Source organism: Jiella sonneratiae, assembly GCF_017353515.1.
GTDB lineage: Bacteria > Pseudomonadota > Alphaproteobacteria > Rhizobiales > Rhizobiaceae > Jiella > Jiella sonneratiae.
This window is the reverse complement of sequence record NZ_JAFMPY010000022.1, coordinates 85,650-102,840: the sequence shown is the minus strand read 5'-3', so window position 1 is coordinate 102,840 and position 17,191 is coordinate 85,650. Positions and strand designations below refer to the sequence as shown.

The window sequence follows — 17,191 nt, the reverse complement described above, 5'->3', positions numbered from 1 at the left end:
CCACGACAAGCATCCCAACTCGGCCTCCGATCAATCTCGGAAGGCACTTTGAACCCCTGCGTCACAGGGGTCCCGTTTGGACGCCGATCACCCCTGAAACGGGGTCCTTATTCCACGCCGATTCACAGGCCTTGGCACCACTCAATGCAGCCTCGAGAGATCGCACGGCTAAGCAATCTATCACGACCTCGGTGTTACTCGCCGGCCTCAGAGAGATCGTTCGTGAGAGCGGAGAACATCAACCGTCTCAGTGAGGCCCGCCGCCTCCATTTCGAGAAGGAGGATGGCCGGCGTCTTCTCAGGAATTTTCAAGCGCTTTCGCATGATGCGGATGGCTGCAACGGCCTTGCCTTCGTCCAAAGCGATCGTGTTCGCTAGGAATGCATCGGCAGATCTGACTTCGATCCCGAACCTGTCCAAATAGGCTGGCGGAAAGTCTTTTAGATTTTCGGTGACGATGATCGCGGCCTGCGTCTTGATGGCGGCTGCGAGAACGTGCGCATCACCAGGATCGGGCAACTCTCCGCATGCGGGCAGGAAGAGGTCGAAGTCGAAGACCATAGCTTCCTCGAATGCACCTTCCATCGCTTTCCGAGCTCGAGAGGCTCTCTCGGCAGCGTCCGGCGCGTTTTTGCCTTCGAGGATCGCGTTTATTGCCCTCTCTGTCTCCTCCATAATCTGCTCAGACCAGCGAATGCGGAAGAACTCAGCTTCCGCCAGGCTGAGCAGCAAATTCCTCCGCAGTGTCCCGGCCAGCGTGCACGCGTCGATCAGGGCAGTGAAGCGATTTGCGAACAAAGCCTAGAGATACTCCGCATCCAGTTCCGCCAACTCCTCCAAGGCAGCCGATCGCTTTGCTGCCTTGGCAGCTTTGTAGGCAAAGAGGGTTTCGGCCTTGATCCTGCGGTGCTTGCCGACCGTAGAATACTCGATCTCACCCTTTTCCAGCAGCGAGATCAGGAAGGGTCGGGAGACGTTCAAAATGTCGGCCGCCTGCTGTGTCGTCAGCATTTGCTCAACGGGCACAAGCGTCACAGCGTCACCTCGGCCGACATGCCGCAACAACTCCATGAGGAGGTTCGACAGGCCAGGCGTGAGGGTGATTTCGAAGGGCTTCTTCTCGTCGTCGAGCACACGCAGCGTCGCGTCCCCTGCCGCCTGTGCTGCAAGGACTGTTCTCAACTGATTTGCGGCCTTCTGCTCATTTGCGGATGGCAGGCGACCACCAAACTCTTTGGCAAAAGCTGGCACGGTCATCGGGGTTCTCCTCAAGCGTCTTAGCCGTAGTGGCTAAACGCTATAAACGCAATAAACGAAATAAGCGTGAGCAAGTCTGGTTCCAGTCCTGCCGCTCAAGAAGCGGTGCCGCCTGCTCGTGTTATCTCGAATGCGCATAAGCCGAGGAATGCAAGCCGATCTAGCGATCTCGCGCGCGGAGCGTAGGGCGCCTCGTGAGGCCCTTGATCAGAGGTAATCCGGGTCTATCACCTCAGCCAGAAGGGGATGAGGAGGTTTTCCCCACGGCTCGGCAGGTTCATCGCCATCGAACATGTAGTGGCGCCAGAGGCTGCCCATCTCTTCTGGGGTAAGCCTTCGGCTGCATGGCCGCTCATCGGAGACGCCGGCGTCGGGGTATGCCCAGAACGAGATGAAGAACCAGACGTGTCGCCCGCCCTTCGCGCGGTTGCACCTTTGGCAGGAGCATCGGAGGTTTTCCGCTTCGTTCCTGTTCTTCCAGTATCGCGGATCGACATGATCGATTGTGGCTGCCGTTTCCAATAGCGGATAGCCCGTCGCGCTTGTGGTGCGTCTGCCGCACAGATAGCAGCGCCAATGGTCGCGTTCGAGAACGAGGGCTCGCACTTCCTTTCGCACCTTCATCCTGCCCCCCCTGCTGTTTGCCAACGCGGAAAATGAGGCATCGTGGTTCGTAGCAGGGGGCGGGAGAAGAGGCATCTATGCCTTGGATCTCTCTGCGAACTCCGTTCCATACTTGCCTTCGATGTCGGTGATCCGGCGCGAGAGATCGAGGAGGTAATGCGACCGGGCCCGATCCCCCATGGGTTCCATGGTGAGCTTGATACGGGCTTCCTGCTCTATCGCGGCCATTGCGGCCCGGCCCCGTTCGCGTTTGCGAGCAAGGTCTGCCAGTTTGGCGAAGATGGCAGCGGCACTGGTAGCGCATGCAGTGAGCAGGACGACCAGCCATTTGACCAAGGCCTGTTCATTGTCGGACCATCCGAGATCCTTCGACGGAAACGCCGCTGCCACCGTAGCTGCTACCCCGAGCCCGATCGCGATCCATTCTGCGCTTGCCGCTCGTCGCTCATACCGGTTGGCGTGGAGGTTATACCACCCGAGATATCCTTTGATTGCCCATGCATGAAATTCCTCCCACCTTGCTTGATCCCAGGTGGTCTCGTCGACAGTCGGCTCAACCTGCTCATCCATCTCGGCAATCCAGCTTCCGTTCGTTGGGCAACGCTGCCGCAACTTGCAGTGAGGGCTCAAGATTGCGGCGCATTTTGTGCCGTGGAGATTGCCTCCGAGGTCGGCGCGCCGATCTCGATCGGATCATGCCGCGTCGCCTCCCGGTCGCGAGCGGTGCCCTGCGTAGGCTCGCCTGGTCAACTCGGTCTGGACGGCATCGAAGAAAGCCCGAAGCTCGGTTTCGATCCGATCGGCAGGCACACACGCCCGTTCCATCTGACGGCGAAGATCGGAAACGGTCCGCCGCCAGTAGGCTTCGGCGCCGCGGGTGGTGGTCTCGTCGATCATCTCGGCAGTCCGGCGGATCTTCCCGACCCGTGCTTTCGCTGGGAATGGGATCACGTCGGCAGTGGGCGGGCTCCAGTCGAACAATGGCAGTCCTCGCGGCTCGTCACGATGTTTCATCGGGGGCCCCTCCGGAGAAGTCTAGATAGTAGTTACGAAACCGGAACCGATACAGTAGTTCCACTTTCCGCACTGGCTTTTGAGGTGATCGGTTCCGCTTTCCGCACTGGCTTTGGTTCCGCTTTCCGCACTGGCTTTTTTTCTTCATGCCGCCCTCCTTGCCGGAGACGCTTCGTCCCTCTTCGCCTTCAGCTTCTTGCGCAGATCGGACGTCCGCTCGTTCAGCGCTGTCATGGCGTTGGCGATCCGTCGCTCGGCTTCGTCGGCTGTGACGATCGCCTTCCATTCGTCAGTTGCGGGCACGTTGCCTTGGACGTAGGTGAGCCGATACGAGGCAGGGAAGCGGAACTCCGCTCTTGATGCGCGGCCATGGTCGACGCATTCGATGAAGCCGAGAGCCTGAAGGCGCGCCAGTGCTGTCGAGACCGCCGCCCTGCGCAATCCCGCTTCAACGAAGTCGGAGTAGGTGACGTGGAGCTTGCCGTTCTCACGGCCGGCGTGCGCCATGTGCTCCTCCTCGATCCGCTCCAGCGCCAGCTTGTCGTTGCCCGTCAGGAGCCTCCAGCCGACGCTAAGGCGCATCTCCCGACGGTGCGCGATGAACTGGCTGCCGATGCCCTTCTTGCCCCTCGGCCCATGTGGCGTCATTCGACCGGAGCTTCGGCCGGTGGCGTCTACACGCTGCTTGCCGCCGCTCAATGGCTTCTCCCGCGGATGAGCCCCGCCTCGCGGATCGCCTGGCACGCTTCCGGCGCCGTCAGCCCGAACCGGCGCCGAAGCGCCGGAACGATGGGATGAGGCGCGACAGCCTGAGAAGCGAGCCACCGCGCGGCCTCGTCGACAGCCGCGCTATGCTCGTGCTCGGGTGGGGTGAGAGCGGAGGTGCTCATGCCGCGTCTCCGTCCATCTTAGCGCAGACACGGATTGCTTCCTCCCAAAAGAGACGGCTTTCGTCGCCCTCGCCGGAGGCGATCCGGCAGATCTCTGCCGCGTTCACCCACGTCAGATGCGGCCATCGCTTTTTTAGCGTGCAACCGGGATGGCAGTCATTCTCGATTGCCTCACGGGCGGCGTCGACCATCTCGTCGATCTCTCTACAGACACCATCCTGAAGCTGCCGAAGGACACAGTCACTCATGGCTCGATCTCCAGCTCACGGATGGCGCGGAAGAGATCGCGGGTTTCGAACCGCGACCGTAGTACCGGCTCAAGGAAGCGGAGCTCTTTTGGAGCCGTCGCTTCGATGTGATCGACCAGCGCTTCCTTGTTCGCATCAACGAAGGTGATGATCGCTTCCTGCAGCCGGCTGAAGATGCCGACTTTGAAGAGTTCGTCGCGTTCGTGCGGCGGTAGGCGATCCCATGCGCCGCGAGGCATGACATCCGTCACGGCGTCCTCGACTGAGGCGCCAGCCTCGATGCGCTTGAGGGCGAGACGCATGATCTGCGTTTGGTCGATGGGTAGATTGGAGACCGTCATGGCCGCCCCCTCAATTCGGGCGCCACGACGCCCGACGCGGCGGTGAGGATGCGGGCCGCTCGCAAGAGCAGCCACGCGAAGATGATGCGGGCGCGGATCATGACGCCCTCCTTTTTCGCTCTGTATCCGAGACCGCAGGAACGGCTCTCACCTTGCGGACGATCATGGGCTCGATGATGCCGGCACGGACCCACCAGTTGCCCTGATCCCGGCGCATCTCTTTTGTCTCCGACAGCATGAGCCAATCCTCGTCATCGCCAAGATTGGTACGCTGGGGCTCAGGAAGCGGGTCCAGAAAGACGACGCTTGGCCCGTTGTAGCCGCTGAGCTTGTAAAGCCCCGGTCCCGAGTAGCGCCGCTCGCTTGCCGCCTCGACGGCGCGCGTGGTATTCGTTTCCGTGTCCATCCGGTTTCTCTCCCTAGGGTTTTCGGGTGTTCCGGCTCGGCAGGAGGGTGCAAGCTCCTGGCCGGGCCTTTTCGTTTTCAGGGTCATGCCGCGGTCTCCTCAAAGAACCGCTCCAGCGCCTCGCGCTTGGCCACCCAGCGCTCACCGACCTGTTTGGCCGGCAGATGCCCAGACACGAGCATGTGGTAGGTTTGCCGCTCGGTCCTTCCGATGAAGGCCGCAATCGCCGCGATCCCCCACAGGAGATCGAGGGCGTCATTCGTTTCCTTTGTCATTCACGGTAAGCCTTTCTTCATAAGACGGTCATAGGGGTAATACGGTCTTAGGCTTGAAGTCAAGCGTCACCTAAGACAGTCTTAGGCATTCACGGGGGACGATGGAAAATGGCGAAGGCAGGCAGGGGTGCCGACCAATACATGTTGCGATTCCCGCCGGGACTACGCGACCGCGTGAAGGCGTACGCGGAGCTTCAGGGTCGATCCATGAACGACGAGATCATCCGCATTCTGGAAAATGAGTTTCCTGAGCCGGAGGGGATCGAGGAGCGAGTGTCGCGGCTTCTCGGCTTGATTGCCGTTTTGAAGGCGGGGGAGGAAAACCCACCTGTCAATCGCCTATTCAACGAACTCGTCGATACTTTACGCTCTATCTCGGACGGAACTCTTGGAGGCGTTGACGAAGCCACACGCGATCGTCTCCATCGTCGCTTGGAGCTGTGGGAAGAGGAGTTCGCTGAAGACGAATCCGAACAAGACACCGCCCGGCTGGATCAGGTCGAGATCGATGCTCTCTCGCGTGGGCGGAGCACCGCGAAGTACCCGTTAGATCCAGACTGGAGAGCTATGGCGCGACGACTTCAGCGCGGCGGTGGAATGTCGGACGAGGAGTTTGAAATCTACAAAGAAGGATACGAAGCCGGTCTGCGTGCTCGGCATGAGGCTTTATCGCGCGAAGATCTTGACGATGAAGCGGACGTTCTGAAGTGAGCGTCCGCCGCCGCACCTGGACCACGCCGAAGGGCGTCGAGCGCACCGCCTGGGTCGTCGACTACACCGACGGCGCCGGCAAGCGCCGGCTGAAGACCTTCGCCCGGAAGAAAGAGGCCGACGCGTTCGCCGCGACGGCGAGCGTCGAGGTGCGCGAGGGGACGCACGTCGCCGACTCCGCGAGCGCCACGGTGGCCGCGGCCGGCGAGCTATGGCTCAAGGCCTCCGAGCGCCGCGTCGAGCATGGGACGCTGGTCCAGTATCGCCAGCATGTCCGGCTGCACATCGTGCCGCTGATCGGCGAGACCCTGCTGTCGCGCCTGACCGTGCCCGCCGTCCGCGAGTTCGAGGAGACGATGATCGAGACCGGCCGCTCGCCCGCGATGGTGCGCAAGGTCATGGTCACGCTTGGATCGATCATATCCGATGCGCAGGAGCGCGGACTCGTCGTCAGGAACGCTGTCAGGGACAAGGGCCGGGCCCGGCAGAAGGGTCGCGACAGGCGCGCGGAGAAGCGTCAGAAGGGCCGTCTGAAGCTCGGGGTGGACATTCCCACCCGCGAGGAGGTGAAGGCGCTCGTCGGCGTCCTCGATGGCCGCTGGCGCCCGCTCCTTCTGACGGCGATCTTCACCGGGCTTCGGGCTTCGGAGTTGCGCGGCCTTCGTTGGGACGACGTCGATCTCGACAAGGGCGTGGTGCATGTCCGCCAGCGGGCCGACTTCCTGAACGACATCGGCCGCCCCAAGTCGGAGGCCGGCGAGCGCACGGTCCCTGCCCCGCCGCTCGTCATCAACACGTTGCGCGAATGGAAGCTCGCCTGTCCGAAGGGAGACCTGGGGCTCGTCTTCCCGAACGGATCCGGCAACGTCGAAAGCCACACGAACATCGTCCGGCGCGGGCTTCATCCGGCCATGATCGCCGCGGGCGTGGCTGTGGACGGCGAGGACGGGCCGGAGGCGAAATACACCGGCCTTCACGCCCTGCGGCATTTCTATGCCTCCTGGCTGATCAACCGGCGCGAGGACGGCGGGCTCGGCCTGCCGCCGAAAACCGTTCAGGAACGGCTCGGCCATTCCACGATCGCGCTTACGATGGACACCTATTCGCACCTCTTCCCGTCCAGCGACGACGCCTCGGAACTGGCCTCAGCCGAGGCTGCGCTGCTGGCTTGATGCGACATGGATGCGACATGAACCGCTCAAACCTTTGGGATAAAGGCTTCCGGTGAAGACTTTAAATCTGTAGGTCTTGGGTTCGAGTCCCAACGCGCCCACCAAAATTCCGCTTGTCCGACCCGGAGCCTCGAGAGCGCGTGAAGCGCAGTCCGGCTTGGACGTGGCGTCAGCCGAGTGGTCGGTACGCCGTCACCGGCGAGCGGGAGCCGCGACGATAGCCGAGGCGCGGCGGCAAACCGGCGGGCGGTCCACCTCCCATCCCGGCCTTTCACCTCCTGTCGTCAGCCTCCCAGCGATTTGTTTTTGCCGATTTCGCAACGCCGCGGCGCCGGGCCAAGCCCGGACGCCTCCCCGCCCGGCCGCCGCATGGTTAAGAAATCGTTACGCAAACCGGTCACATTAACCCTCTCTTACGATGCAAATTTACAGAGTGCGGTTGCACCGTTAAGCTTTCCTTGTCGGTCGAGTGGAGATTGTATCCAATGCTGCAGGTTCAGGTCGTCAATAGCCTCGAATTGCAACCCGCGGCCGCGCCCGCTCCCGCCCGGACCGACAACCGGATCGTCGACCGCATCATCGACCGGACCGGCGCCCTGCCGCAGGTCCAGCTGATGTTCGAGGAACAGGACCGCCTGCTCTGGATCGTCATGCATCCCGAGCCGAAGCCGGTCTTCACCCTGCCGCTGGTCGACAGCGTCCTGCGCGTCCAGACGGCGCTGCGCGCGATGGTCGAGGCGGGCGAGCCGATGCCGGTCGAGGTGCTCGCCTTCCGCACCGCGGGCCCGGTGTTCTCGCTCGGTGGCGACCTCGACTTCTATCTCGACTGCCTGGCGCGGCGGGACGGCGACGGGCTGGTGCGCTACGCCGAGACCGCCTGCGCCGTCATCGAGAACAACCTCACCGGCCTCGGCGGGCGCTTCGCCACCGTCGCGGCGGTGCACGGGCGGGCGCTCGGCGGCGGCATCGATCCGGCCCGCGCCTGCCACGTCATGGTCGCCGAGGAATCCGCGACGTTCTGCTATCCCGAGATCAACTACAACCACTTTCCCATCGCCGCCGCGCCGATCCTCGCCCGCCGGATCGGACCGATCGAGGCAGAGCGCATCCTGCTCTCCGGCAGGAACTTCTCGGCCTTCGAATTTCAGGAAAAGGGCGCCGTCGACGCCGTCGTCGGCGACGGCGCCGGGGCGATGTGGGTGCGCGAATTCTGCAAGAAGTCCGCCGCCTCGCGCCGCTCGCGCATCGCCATCGCCGCGGCGTTCAACCGGATGGCGCCGGACCTCGCGTCCGAGCTTTCCGCCGCCGGCGCCGCCTGGGTGGAGCACATGCTGGCGCTCGGCGAGGCGGAGGTGACGCGGCTGCGGCGCATCGTCAGCGCCCAGGAGCGCATGCTCGGCCGCATGGGCTGATCGCTCCCCGGCGTCGCACCGGCAGCGGCATTTTCGGGCGGAACCGCCATTCCGCTCGACTTTCATGAATTTTCCTCTCCGTAACCATGGTCCATTAGTTAAGCGTCAATAGTTTGGTCATAGCGTTTCGGCCAGTGGGGCCACCATGACCTGGATCAGCGGTGTCGATTTCAGCCGATAGCCATCTCGCCTCGCAGGCCATGAACGGCCGCGGGACCAGCAGCCCGCGTTTCGGATCGCGACGCGGCGCGTCGGTCGAGCGCGACAGCGTGCTCGTCGGCTCGCTCTTCTCCTCCCCGGCCTCGATCGTCATCTCCAACGTCGTCGGCATCATGGTGATGCTGATCTCCTGGCAATGGACCGGCGACAGCGTCTTCTACACGCTCAGCTGCCTGACCATCGTCGTCCTCATCGGCCGCATCGCGACGCTCGTGCGCTATCGCCTCGCCTGCCACGAGGGCGAGGATCGCCGGGCGGTGCGGCGCTGGGACATCGAGTTCCAGATCGGCGCGACGCTCTTTGCCGGGCTGCAGGGCTGCTGCTGCTTCCACGCCATCGCCCATCAGACGCTGCCGGCGGTGCAGCTTCTCAACGTCATCGCGGCGATCGCCTTTTCCTCGGGATACGTCGCGCGCAATGCCGGCCGGCCGAAATACGTCATCGTCCAGGTCTTGTGCCTGTGCGTGCCGCTGATCATGGCGCTGGAGTTCTCGAACCAGCCGTATTACCGGTCGATCGCGGTGTTCATCGTCCTCTACATGGTGACGAACTTCGTCATCGTGCTGTCGCTGAACCGCAATCTCCGGGCCCTCGCCGACGCGACCTCGGTGGCCGAGGAGAAGGAGGCGTCGTCGCGCAAGCACGCCGAACAGGCGCATCTCGCGCTGCGCTCGATGACCCACGGCCTCGTCACCTTCGACGACGAGCTGTCGCTGGAACTGCAGAACGACCGCCACGGCGAGCTCTTCGGCATCAAGGGCGATCCCTCGGCACGCAGCCTCGACGGCATGCTGACCGCCGCGGTCAGGTCGCGGCGGCTGTCGCGCAGCGACGCGACGCTGATCCGCCAGGACGTCGCCCGCACGCTCAGGCAGAAGATCATGTCGGTGCGCGAACTGGCGGCGCCGGGCGGCAAGACGCTGCTCGTCCACGTCGAGCCGACCGAGGCGTCGGGCGTCCTCATCGTCACCGAGGACATTTCCGAGCGCAAGCAGACCCAGCAGAAGATCGAGACCCTCGCCCGCACCGATCCGCTGACCGGGCTCGCCAACCGCCACGAGCTCGACCGCATGCTGGAATCGATCGGTCCCGGCTTCCGCGAGGGGATCGGATCGGTGGCGATCCTCTACATCGACCTCGACGACTTCAAGACCGTGAACGATTCCCTCGGCCACGGCACCGGCGACAAGGTTCTCGTCGCGATCGCCGAACGCATCCGCTCGGCCTTCCGCGTCTCCGACTTCCTCGCCCGCTTCGGCGGCGACGAGTTCGTCGCGATCATCCCCTCGGCCGACGGCGAGACCGGCCTTGCCGCCGCCGACCGCCTGATGCAGGCGCTGGCGCCGCCGGTCATCGTCGGCGACCGCAAGTTCCAGATCTCCGCCAGCATCGGCATCGCCGTCGGCCCGTCGCACGGCCCCGACGGCACCTCGCTGATGACCGCCGCCGACCTCGCCCTCTACGAATCGAAGTCGAGCGGCAAGAGCCGGGCCTGCCTGTTCCGGCCGGAGATGGCGGCGTCCTTCCGCCGCCGGACCGAACTCGAGGGGGAAATGCGCGAGGGGCTGGCCGCCGGACAGTTCGAGCTCGCCTACCAGCCGATCGTCGAGATCACCTCCGGCAAGGTGGTGGCCGTCGAGGCGCTGCTGCGCTGGAACCACCCGTCGATGGGCCGGGTCTCGCCGGCCGAGTTCATTCCGATCGCCGAGCGCAGCGACCTCATCTCCGATCTCGGGGAATGGGTCTTCGCCCGCGCGGCGGCCGATGCCCGGCGGCTGCCGGCCGGGGTCTCGATCTCGGTCAACGTCTCGCCGATGCAGTTCCGGCAGCCCGGCCGCCTGGTCGCGGCCATCCGCGCCATCATGGAGCGCGAGAAGGTTTCCCCCGGCCGGCTGGAGGTCGAGGTCACCGAATCGGTGCTGATCGACGATTCACGCCAGACGCTGGAGACGATGGCCGAACTGCGCGCCATGGGGCTGCGCTTCTCGCTCGACGATTTCGGCACGGGCTACGCCTCGATCGGCTATCTCGCCACCTACTCCTTCGACAAGGTGAAGATCGACCGCAGCTTCGCCAGCGTGATCGGCGACAACGATGCCGCGCGATCCGTCGTCGAACTCGTCCAGCATCTCGCCGACCGGATCGGCTTCACGGTGGTCGCCGAAGGTCTCGAGGACGACGCGCAGGTGAAGGCGATCGCCGCGACCGGTATTCCCCTCGCGCAGGGCTACTTCTTCAGCAAGCCGGAAGCGATCGAGACGCTCGTCGCGCGTCTGGCGACGGCCGGCACCCTCACCGTCTCCTGAAAAGCCCTTCCGGCGGCGCTGCCGGCCTCCGGCTTTGCGGCTGGACCGGCGGTGCGCCGCAAAAAGACCCGCCGTCATGACAGAAGGCATCGTCATGTTCTCACTGCATGGCAGGGCCGCCATATGGACGCTTCTTTCAAACACCCGGACAGACTAGATCAATGAAGGAAGCAGAAAGCACAGACAAGCAGAACGAGGAGCTGAGATCATGAGCCGCAAGAGAGGTTTCGTTTCCCACGTCAGCGATTTCTTCGCCGATTTCCGTGCGGCACGCGAATGCGCCGCCGCCGTCGAGGCCGGCCGCCGTCCGCGCGAGGCAGCGCTCCGCCACCTCGGCCTCAACGCCGGCATGTTCGACCGCCAGCGCTGACGCGAAAAAACGCCCCGATCATCGATCGAGGCAGCCGACCGACAGATGCCGCGCGCATGCGCGCGGCCGCGTCGCGAGGCATATTCCCCGGCCGCCGCGCTCAGCGCGACATCAGGACCGGGGCGGTCATTTCCCGCAGGATCTTGCGCGTCACGCCGCCGAACAGCATCTCGCGGATGCGCGAGTGGCCGTAGCAGCCCATGACGAGGAGGTCGGCACCGACCTCGGCGAGATGGTTGAGCAGCGCATCGCCGGCGGTGATCTCGCCGCTGTAGGTGGTCGCCGTCTCGACCGTCAGGCCGTGGCGCGCCAGCGAAGCCGCCAGGTCGTCGCCGGGCGCGAGCCCCTCCCGCCCCCCGCCCCGGTGGGGATCGATCGACAGGACGCGCACCAGATCGGCGCCCGCAAGCAGCGGCAGCGCGTCGAAGGCGGCGCGCGCCGCCTCCCGGGTTCCGTTCCAGGCGACCACGGGGTACCGGCCGATTTCGGCAAAACGCCCTTCCCGCGGCACGAACAGGATCGGCCTACCGGTCTCGAACAGGACGTCGGTCACGATGCCGCCGCCGTTCCATTCCGACGTGTGCGACTGGGCGACGACCACGAGGTCCGCGCAGAGGGCATGACGCGTCACCGCCCGGGCGTAGTCCGGGCTGGTCGGCTCTTCGCAGCGCCATTCCGCCGACACGCCCCCGTCCCTCGCGACCCGCTCGTCGAATGCCGCCTTCAGGGCCGTGGCGGCATGGCGCATCGCCCTGCGCGTCGCCTCCAGATAGTCGACCGAGATTTCGGTCGCGAGATCGGCGAGCGCGCTCGGCATCACATGCAGCCCGACGAGATGGGCGCCGTGCCGGGCGGCGAGCGGCAGCGCGACGTCCATGAGCCGGTCGACCCGTTCGGCGGCATCGAGGCAGACGAGTATCGTGCGGTACATGCTGGCATCCTCCTTGTGCATCCGTCGGGGATGACGCCAGCCTGATGCCTTCGGTCGCGGGCGGCCTTGATCGGGATCAATCGAACGGCCGACGCGCCACCGGACCGCCTTCGTCGCTCACGGCTCGTCATGACGTCGCAGGAGGACGGCGGCGCAGCGATTTTTGCCGTTGCGAAAGAGCACTTCGCGTGTGCAATATTCCCGGCATGGCGCAGCCGCTGAACATCCTTCTCGTCGACGACAACGGCCTGCGCGCCTCGATCATCGAGGAGGGCCTGCGCGAGGCGGGCCATGCCAACGTCTCGGTGGTGACCACCGTCGCCGGCCTCGTCAAGCGGATCGAGCGGCTCGACCCCGACGTCATCGTCGTCGATCTGGAAAATCCCAACCGCGACCAGCTCGAACATTTCTTCCAGGTCTCCCGGGCGGTGAAGCGGCCGATGGCGATGTTCGTCGACCGCTCGGACACCGCCGAGATCGAGGCGGCGATCGAGGCGGGTGTCTCGGCCTATGTGGTCGACGGGCTGCGCAAGGAGCGGATCAAGCCGATCCTCGAAATGGCGATCTCGCGCTTCAACGCGGTCAGCCGGCTGGCGCGAGAGCTCGCCGAGGCGAAATCCGAACTTGCCGAACGCAAGACGATCGACCGCGCCAAGGGTATCCTCATGAAGGTGAAGAAGATCGACGAGGATGCGGCCTACAAGCTGCTGCGCCGCGCGGCGATGAACGAGAACCGCCGGATCGGCGACGTCGCAGCGAGCCTCGTCTCCGCCTACAATCTTCTCGGAGACGCGTGATGGCCGGGACGAGCTTCATCCGCGCCGGCTACGTTCCCCTGCTCGACGGCGCCGTCCTGATCGCCGCCGCCCGGAAAGGCTTTGCCGAAGCGCGCGGTGTCGCCTTGGCGCTGCAGCGCGAAACCTCCTGGGCGACGATCCGCGACCGGATCGGCGTCGGCCAGTTCGACTGCGCCCACATGCTGGCGCCGATGCCGATCGCCGCCAATCTCGGGCTCGGGCCGCTGCCGGTGCCGCTGCTCGCCCCGATGGTGCTGGCGCTGGGCGGCAACGGCGTGACGGTCTCGAACGTTGTCGCGGCGGCGATGGATCGCGCCGGGCCGGCCGGCTACGACGCGGCGCCGGCCGGGGCCGGGCGTGCCCTTGCGGCCGTCGTCGCCGCGCGCAGGGCGGAAGGCGGCCAGCCCCTGCGCCTTGCCGTCGTCCATCATCATTCGAGCCACAATTACGATCTGCGCTACTGGCTCGCCGCCTCCGGCATCGAGCCGGAGCGCGACGTCGAGATCACCGTCGTGCCGCCGCCGCTGATGCCGGACGCGCTCTCCGGCGGCGGCATCGACGGCTTCTGCGCCGGCGAGCCGTGGGGCACGATCGCCGTCACGCGCGGCGTCGGGCGCATCGTTACCAGCCGGGCGGAGATCTGGCGGCGCGGTCCGGAGAAGGTGCTCGGCGTGCGAAAGGCCTTCGCCGACGAAAACCCCGAAGCCCTCGCCCGTCTCGTTCTCGCGCTCGCGGACGCGGCGGCCTGGTGTTCGAGGCCGGAGAACTTCGCCGAACTGGCCGGCCTCCTCGCCGCGCGGGACTGCCTCGACGTCGAGCCTGAGACGCTGATGCCGGGCCTTGCCGGCCGGCTGCAGACGGCGCCGGGCCGGTTCCGGGACATTGCCGACTTCATGGTCTTTGCCGGCGGCGGAGCGAACCGGCCGGACCCGGCCCATGGCCGTTGGCTCTATCGCCAGATGGTGCGCTGGGGCGACGCGCCCTCATCCGATGAAGGGGCTGCGATCGCTGGCGCGACCTTCGATCCGACGCTGTACGACCTGGCGATGGGCATCGGCGACGGCAATCAGGCGGCATCCGACATGACCGGAGACGATGATGCGGCTACCCCTCAGGGGCCGCGCGGACTGTATGACGTGAACGAGTGAATCGTGGCGCCTCGCGGTCTCGACGCAGGTCGGATAGCCGGTTCGTTCAGGCATCGATGGACGCCTGCTCGCCAAAACATTTTTGAGCGCAGCGTCGCGACCCGAATGCGCCAGCCGATCTGTCCGCCGTCTCGGGTCCGCGCCATTTGATGTCGCACGGTTGCGTCTCGCGCGGGCAGCTGCTTTCTCGCTGAGCAGCGGCGGTGCCCATCCGAATTTCATTATGCCTGTTTTGAGTGCATATGGCGAAGCCGCTCAAAAATATTGCGAAAATCACGTTTTCCGCATTGCACCATCATGCGAGCTGTTCTAAGAATCCATGTCAGGCGATGGTAATCGTCTGACTGTTTCGACGTCCAAAGGCGGGCGTCACTGGCAAGGCTGCCGACTCTTCTCCCAGACGCTTCGAGCGATGCTCGGGGCGGGAAGTGTCGGGCAGCCTTTTTTGTTTCCTGTCACAGACCAGCCGGCGGATGCACCGCTCCGGGCCACGGGAGAGCTTTGTTCATGCCGATATCGACTGCGATGACCCGCCGCTTCTTCCTCGGAGCGAGCCTCGCCGGTGCCGCCTTTGCCTCGATGCCGGCGGCCGCCGACATGCTGATCCCGGAAAAGGACGAGCTGAAGTTCGGCTTCATCAAGCTGACCGACATGGCGCCGCTCGCCATCGCCAAGGAGAAGCACTTCTTCGAGGACGAAGGGCTCTACGTCACGCTGGAGCCGCAGGCGAACTGGAAGGTGCTGCTCGACCGGGTGATCACCGGCGAGCTCGATGGCGCCCACATGCTGGCCGGCCAGCCGCTCGCCGCGACCATCGGCTACGGCACCAAGGCCCACATCGTCACGCCCTTCTCGATGGATCTCAACGGCAACGGCATCACCGTGTCGAACGCCGTCTGGGATGAGATGAAGAAGCACATCGCCGAGGGGCCGGACGGCAAGCCGGAGCACCCGATTCCGGCATCGGCGCTGAAGCCGGTCGTCGAGAAGTACAAGGCGCAGGGAAAGCCCTTCAACATGGGCATGGTGTTCCCGGTCTCGACCCACAATTACGAGCTGCGCTACTGGCTCGCCGCCGGCGGGCTCAACCCCGGCTACTATTCGCCCTCCGACACCTCGGGCCAGATCAAGGCCGACGTCCTCCTCTCGGTGACGCCGCCGCCGCAGATGCCGGCGACGCTCGAGGCCGGCACCATCCAGGGCTACTGCGTCGGCGAACCCTGGAACCAGCAGGCGGTGTTCAAGGGGATCGGCGTTCCGGTCATCACCGACTACGAGATCTGGAAGGACAATCCCGAGAAGGTCTTCGGGATGACGGCGAAGTTCGTCGAGGACAATCCGCAGACCGCGGTCGCCGTCACCAAGGCGCTGATCCGCGCCGGCAAGTGGCTCGACGCAAGCCCGGAGAACCGCAAGGAGGCGGTGAAGATCCTGTCGCGGCCGGAATATGTCGGGGCCGATGCCGAGGTCATCGCCAACTCGATGACCGGCACCTTCGAATATGAGAAGGGCGACAAGCGCGAAGCGCCGGACTTCAACGTCTTCTTCAAGAAGTTCGCGACCTATCCCTATTATTCCGACGCCGTCTGGTATCTCACCCAGATGCGCCGCTGGGGCCAGATCGCCGAGGAAAAGCCGGACGCCTGGTATGCCGAGACGGCGAAGAGCGTCTATCGCCCGGACATCTATCGGAAAGCCGCCGAATCCCTGATCGACGACGGCGAACTCGAGGCGTCCGAGGTGCCGGACACCGACGGCTACAAGCCGGCGACCGCCGCCTTCATCGACGGCATCGAATATGACGGCCACGCGCCGAACGCTTACCTCAAGAAATTCTCCATCGGCCTCAAGGGCAGCGACGATCTCGCCAGCCTCTCCAACTGAAGCACGGTCCCCTGCCCGGCCGGCGCGGCGACGCGCCGCCGGATGCCTTCGACCTGCGGCGCAGCCTTCAAGGACACGACGAGAGATGAGCACCGCCTCCGATTTCATGGGCCACGAGCTCTCAGAGCAGGAGCGGCGCACGCTGCAGCGGGAAAAGCGCATGCTGCGCATCACCCGCGCGACGGGGCCGCTGACCGCCGTCGGGCTCGGCTGGGCGGTGCCGATCCTGAAGATCGCGGCCGGCGACGACCCGCGATCCAACCTGAAGGGCGTCTGGCAGGGCCTCTTCGTGCCGCTGATCGGCATCGTCGGCTTCCTGGCCGTCTGGGCGGCGCTCGCGCCGCAGGTCCAGACCTCGCTCGGGACGGTTCCCGGCCCCGGCGCGGTGTGGCAGCAGGTCGGCTCCCTCTACGCGGACTACCGGCGGGTCGAGGCCGACAAGACGGCCTTCTACGAGCGGCAGGACGAGCGCAACCAGAAGCTCGTCGAGGCCGGCCATGCCGACCGCGTCAAGGTCCGCGACTACACCGGCGCCCCGACCTATCCCGAACAGATCCTCACCAGCCTCGAGACGGTGTTTCTCGGCTTCCTGCTGGCGACGATCATCGCCGTGCCGGTCGGCATCGCCTGCGGCCTGTCGAAGACCGTCAACGGCGCGCTCAATCCGCTCATCCAGGTGTTCAAGCCGGTCTCGCCCCTGGCCTGGCTGCCGATCGTCACGATGATCGTCTCGGCCCTCTACGTGAACGCCTCGGAAGCCTTTCCGAAGTCGATGGTGGTCTCGGCGATCACCGTAACGCTCTGCTCGCTCTGGCCGACGCTGATCAACACCGCGCTCGGCGTCGCCTCGATCGACAAGGACCTCGTGAACGTCGGCAGGGTCCTGCAGCTTTCGACCGCCAAGACCATCACCAAGCTGGTGCTGCCTTCCGCGATGCCGCTGATTTTCACCGGGCTGCGCCTGTCGCTCGGCGTCGGCTGGATGGTGCTGATCGCCGCCGAAATGCTCGCCCAGAACCCCGGCCTCGGCAAGTTCGTCTGGGACGAATTCCAGAACGGCTCCTCGGATTCGCTGGCGCGGATCATCGTCGCGGTCATCACCATCGGCATCGTCGGCTTCGCCCTCGACCGGATCATGGCCGCGCTGCAGGCCGCCTTCACCTTCTCGTCGACACGCTGAGCGGAC

General features: G+C 65.0%; 20 protein-coding genes. 9 read left to right on the top strand and 11 right to left on the bottom strand.

The window, feature by feature from the left end; all coding sequences use genetic code 11:
• Window positions 1-207 precede the first annotated feature (207 nt).
• From J1C47_RS18200 to J1C47_RS18155, 10 genes are all read right to left on the bottom strand, one after another.
• A complete protein-coding gene (locus tag J1C47_RS18200) occupies window positions 208-798 on the bottom strand; it encodes a PIN domain-containing protein (protein ID WP_207352211.1) in 591 nt (196 codons plus the stop codon).
• A 3-nt stretch (window positions 799-801) separates the two neighbouring features.
• On the bottom strand, window positions 802-1,257 hold the full coding sequence (locus J1C47_RS18195; protein ID WP_207352210.1) for a helix-turn-helix domain-containing protein: 456 nt from the start codon (window positions 1,255-1,257) through the stop codon (window positions 802-804).
• Window positions 1,258-1,464: 207 nt separating this feature from the next.
• Window positions 1,465-1,881 carry an HNH endonuclease gene (locus J1C47_RS24230; RefSeq protein ID WP_207352209.1) on the bottom strand — a complete coding sequence of 139 codons (417 nt, stop codon included), beginning with the start codon at window positions 1,879-1,881 and terminating at the stop codon, window positions 1,465-1,467.
• Window positions 1,882-1,956: 75 nt separating this feature from the next.
• Complete coding sequence (locus J1C47_RS18185; protein ID WP_207352208.1) at window positions 1,957-2,451, bottom strand: hypothetical protein; 495 nt, start codon at window positions 2,449-2,451, stop codon at window positions 1,957-1,959.
• Between the two features lie 123 nt (window positions 2,452-2,574).
• Window positions 2,575-2,895, bottom strand: coding sequence for a DUF6074 family protein (locus J1C47_RS18180; RefSeq protein WP_207352207.1), 321 nt, complete (start codon window positions 2,893-2,895; stop codon window positions 2,575-2,577).
• 144 nt (window positions 2,896-3,039) lie between these two features.
• Entirely contained in the window at window positions 3,040-3,594 is a 555-nt protein-coding gene (locus J1C47_RS18175; RefSeq protein ID WP_207352206.1) for a hypothetical protein, read from the bottom strand.
• A 187-nt stretch (window positions 3,595-3,781) separates the two neighbouring features.
• A complete protein-coding gene (locus J1C47_RS18170; protein ID WP_207352205.1) occupies window positions 3,782-4,033 on the bottom strand; it encodes a hypothetical protein in 252 nt (83 codons plus the stop codon).
• Window positions 4,030-4,374, bottom strand: a complete 345-nt coding sequence (locus J1C47_RS18165) for a hypothetical protein (protein WP_207352204.1) — start codon at window positions 4,372-4,374, stop codon at window positions 4,030-4,032. The genes J1C47_RS18170 and J1C47_RS18165 overlap by 4 nt, the downstream gene beginning before the upstream one ends.
• Window positions 4,375-4,471: 97 nt before the next feature.
• The gene (locus J1C47_RS18160; protein ID WP_207352203.1) at window positions 4,472-4,867 is read right to left on the bottom strand and encodes a hypothetical protein; all 396 of its coding nucleotides are present in this window, start codon (window positions 4,865-4,867) and stop codon (window positions 4,472-4,474) included.
• On the bottom strand, window positions 4,864-5,055 hold the full coding sequence (locus tag J1C47_RS18155; RefSeq protein ID WP_207352202.1) for a MerR family transcriptional regulator: 192 nt from the start codon (window positions 5,053-5,055) through the stop codon (window positions 4,864-4,866). Before J1C47_RS18155 ends, J1C47_RS18160 begins: the two co-directional genes overlap by 4 nt.
• Window positions 5,056-5,163: 108 nt before the next feature.
• On the opposite strand from J1C47_RS18155, the gene J1C47_RS18150 reads away from it, so the two are divergent.
• The 5 genes from J1C47_RS18150 to J1C47_RS18130 all read left to right on the top strand — a co-directional run bounded on the left by J1C47_RS18150 (window position 5,164) and on the right by J1C47_RS18130 (window position 11,245).
• On the top strand, window positions 5,164-5,766 hold the full coding sequence (locus J1C47_RS18150) for an Arc family DNA-binding protein (RefSeq protein ID WP_207352201.1): 603 nt from the start codon (window positions 5,164-5,166) through the stop codon (window positions 5,764-5,766).
• Window positions 5,763-6,938 carry a tyrosine-type recombinase/integrase gene (locus J1C47_RS18145; protein WP_207352200.1) on the top strand — a complete coding sequence of 392 codons (1,176 nt, stop codon included), beginning with the start codon at window positions 5,763-5,765 and terminating at the stop codon, window positions 6,936-6,938. Before J1C47_RS18150 ends, J1C47_RS18145 begins: the two co-directional genes overlap by 4 nt.
• A gap of 485 nt (window positions 6,939-7,423) precedes the next feature.
• Window positions 7,424-8,350 carry a crotonase/enoyl-CoA hydratase family protein gene (locus J1C47_RS18140; protein WP_207352199.1) on the top strand — a complete coding sequence of 309 codons (927 nt, stop codon included), beginning with the start codon at window positions 7,424-7,426 and terminating at the stop codon, window positions 8,348-8,350.
• 161 nt (window positions 8,351-8,511) lie between these two features.
• Window positions 8,512-10,875 (top strand): EAL domain-containing protein, encoded by a 2,364-nt coding sequence (locus tag J1C47_RS18135; RefSeq protein WP_207352198.1) that lies wholly within the window; start codon window positions 8,512-8,514, stop codon window positions 10,873-10,875.
• A gap of 208 nt (window positions 10,876-11,083) precedes the next feature.
• Complete coding sequence (locus tag J1C47_RS18130; protein WP_207352197.1) at window positions 11,084-11,245, top strand: hypothetical protein; 162 nt, start codon at window positions 11,084-11,086, stop codon at window positions 11,243-11,245.
• A 100-nt stretch (window positions 11,246-11,345) separates the two neighbouring features.
• Here J1C47_RS18130 and J1C47_RS18125 read toward each other — a convergent pair whose 3' ends face one another.
• Window positions 11,346-12,176: a universal stress protein gene (locus J1C47_RS18125; RefSeq protein WP_207352196.1), complete on the bottom strand. Its 831-nt coding sequence runs from the start codon at window positions 12,174-12,176 to the stop codon at window positions 11,346-11,348.
• Between the two features lie 206 nt (window positions 12,177-12,382).
• On the opposite strand from J1C47_RS18125, the gene J1C47_RS18120 reads away from it, so the two are divergent.
• From J1C47_RS18120 to J1C47_RS18105, 4 genes are all read left to right on the top strand, one after another.
• Window positions 12,383-12,973 carry an ANTAR domain-containing response regulator gene (locus tag J1C47_RS18120; RefSeq protein ID WP_207352195.1) on the top strand — a complete coding sequence of 197 codons (591 nt, stop codon included), beginning with the start codon at window positions 12,383-12,385 and terminating at the stop codon, window positions 12,971-12,973.
• Window positions 12,973-14,121: a CmpA/NrtA family ABC transporter substrate-binding protein gene (locus tag J1C47_RS18115; protein ID WP_207352194.1), complete on the top strand. Its 1,149-nt coding sequence runs from the start codon at window positions 12,973-12,975 to the stop codon at window positions 14,119-14,121. Before J1C47_RS18120 ends, J1C47_RS18115 begins: the two co-directional genes overlap by 1 nt.
• Window positions 14,122-14,628: 507 nt before the next feature.
• Entirely contained in the window at window positions 14,629-16,005 is a 1,377-nt protein-coding gene (locus tag J1C47_RS18110; protein ID WP_207352193.1) for a CmpA/NrtA family ABC transporter substrate-binding protein, read from the top strand.
• An 85-nt stretch (window positions 16,006-16,090) separates the two neighbouring features.
• Window positions 16,091-17,185, top strand: a complete 1,095-nt coding sequence (locus J1C47_RS18105; protein ID WP_207352192.1) for an ABC transporter permease — start codon at window positions 16,091-16,093, stop codon at window positions 17,183-17,185.
• Window positions 17,186-17,191 lie beyond the last annotated feature (6 nt).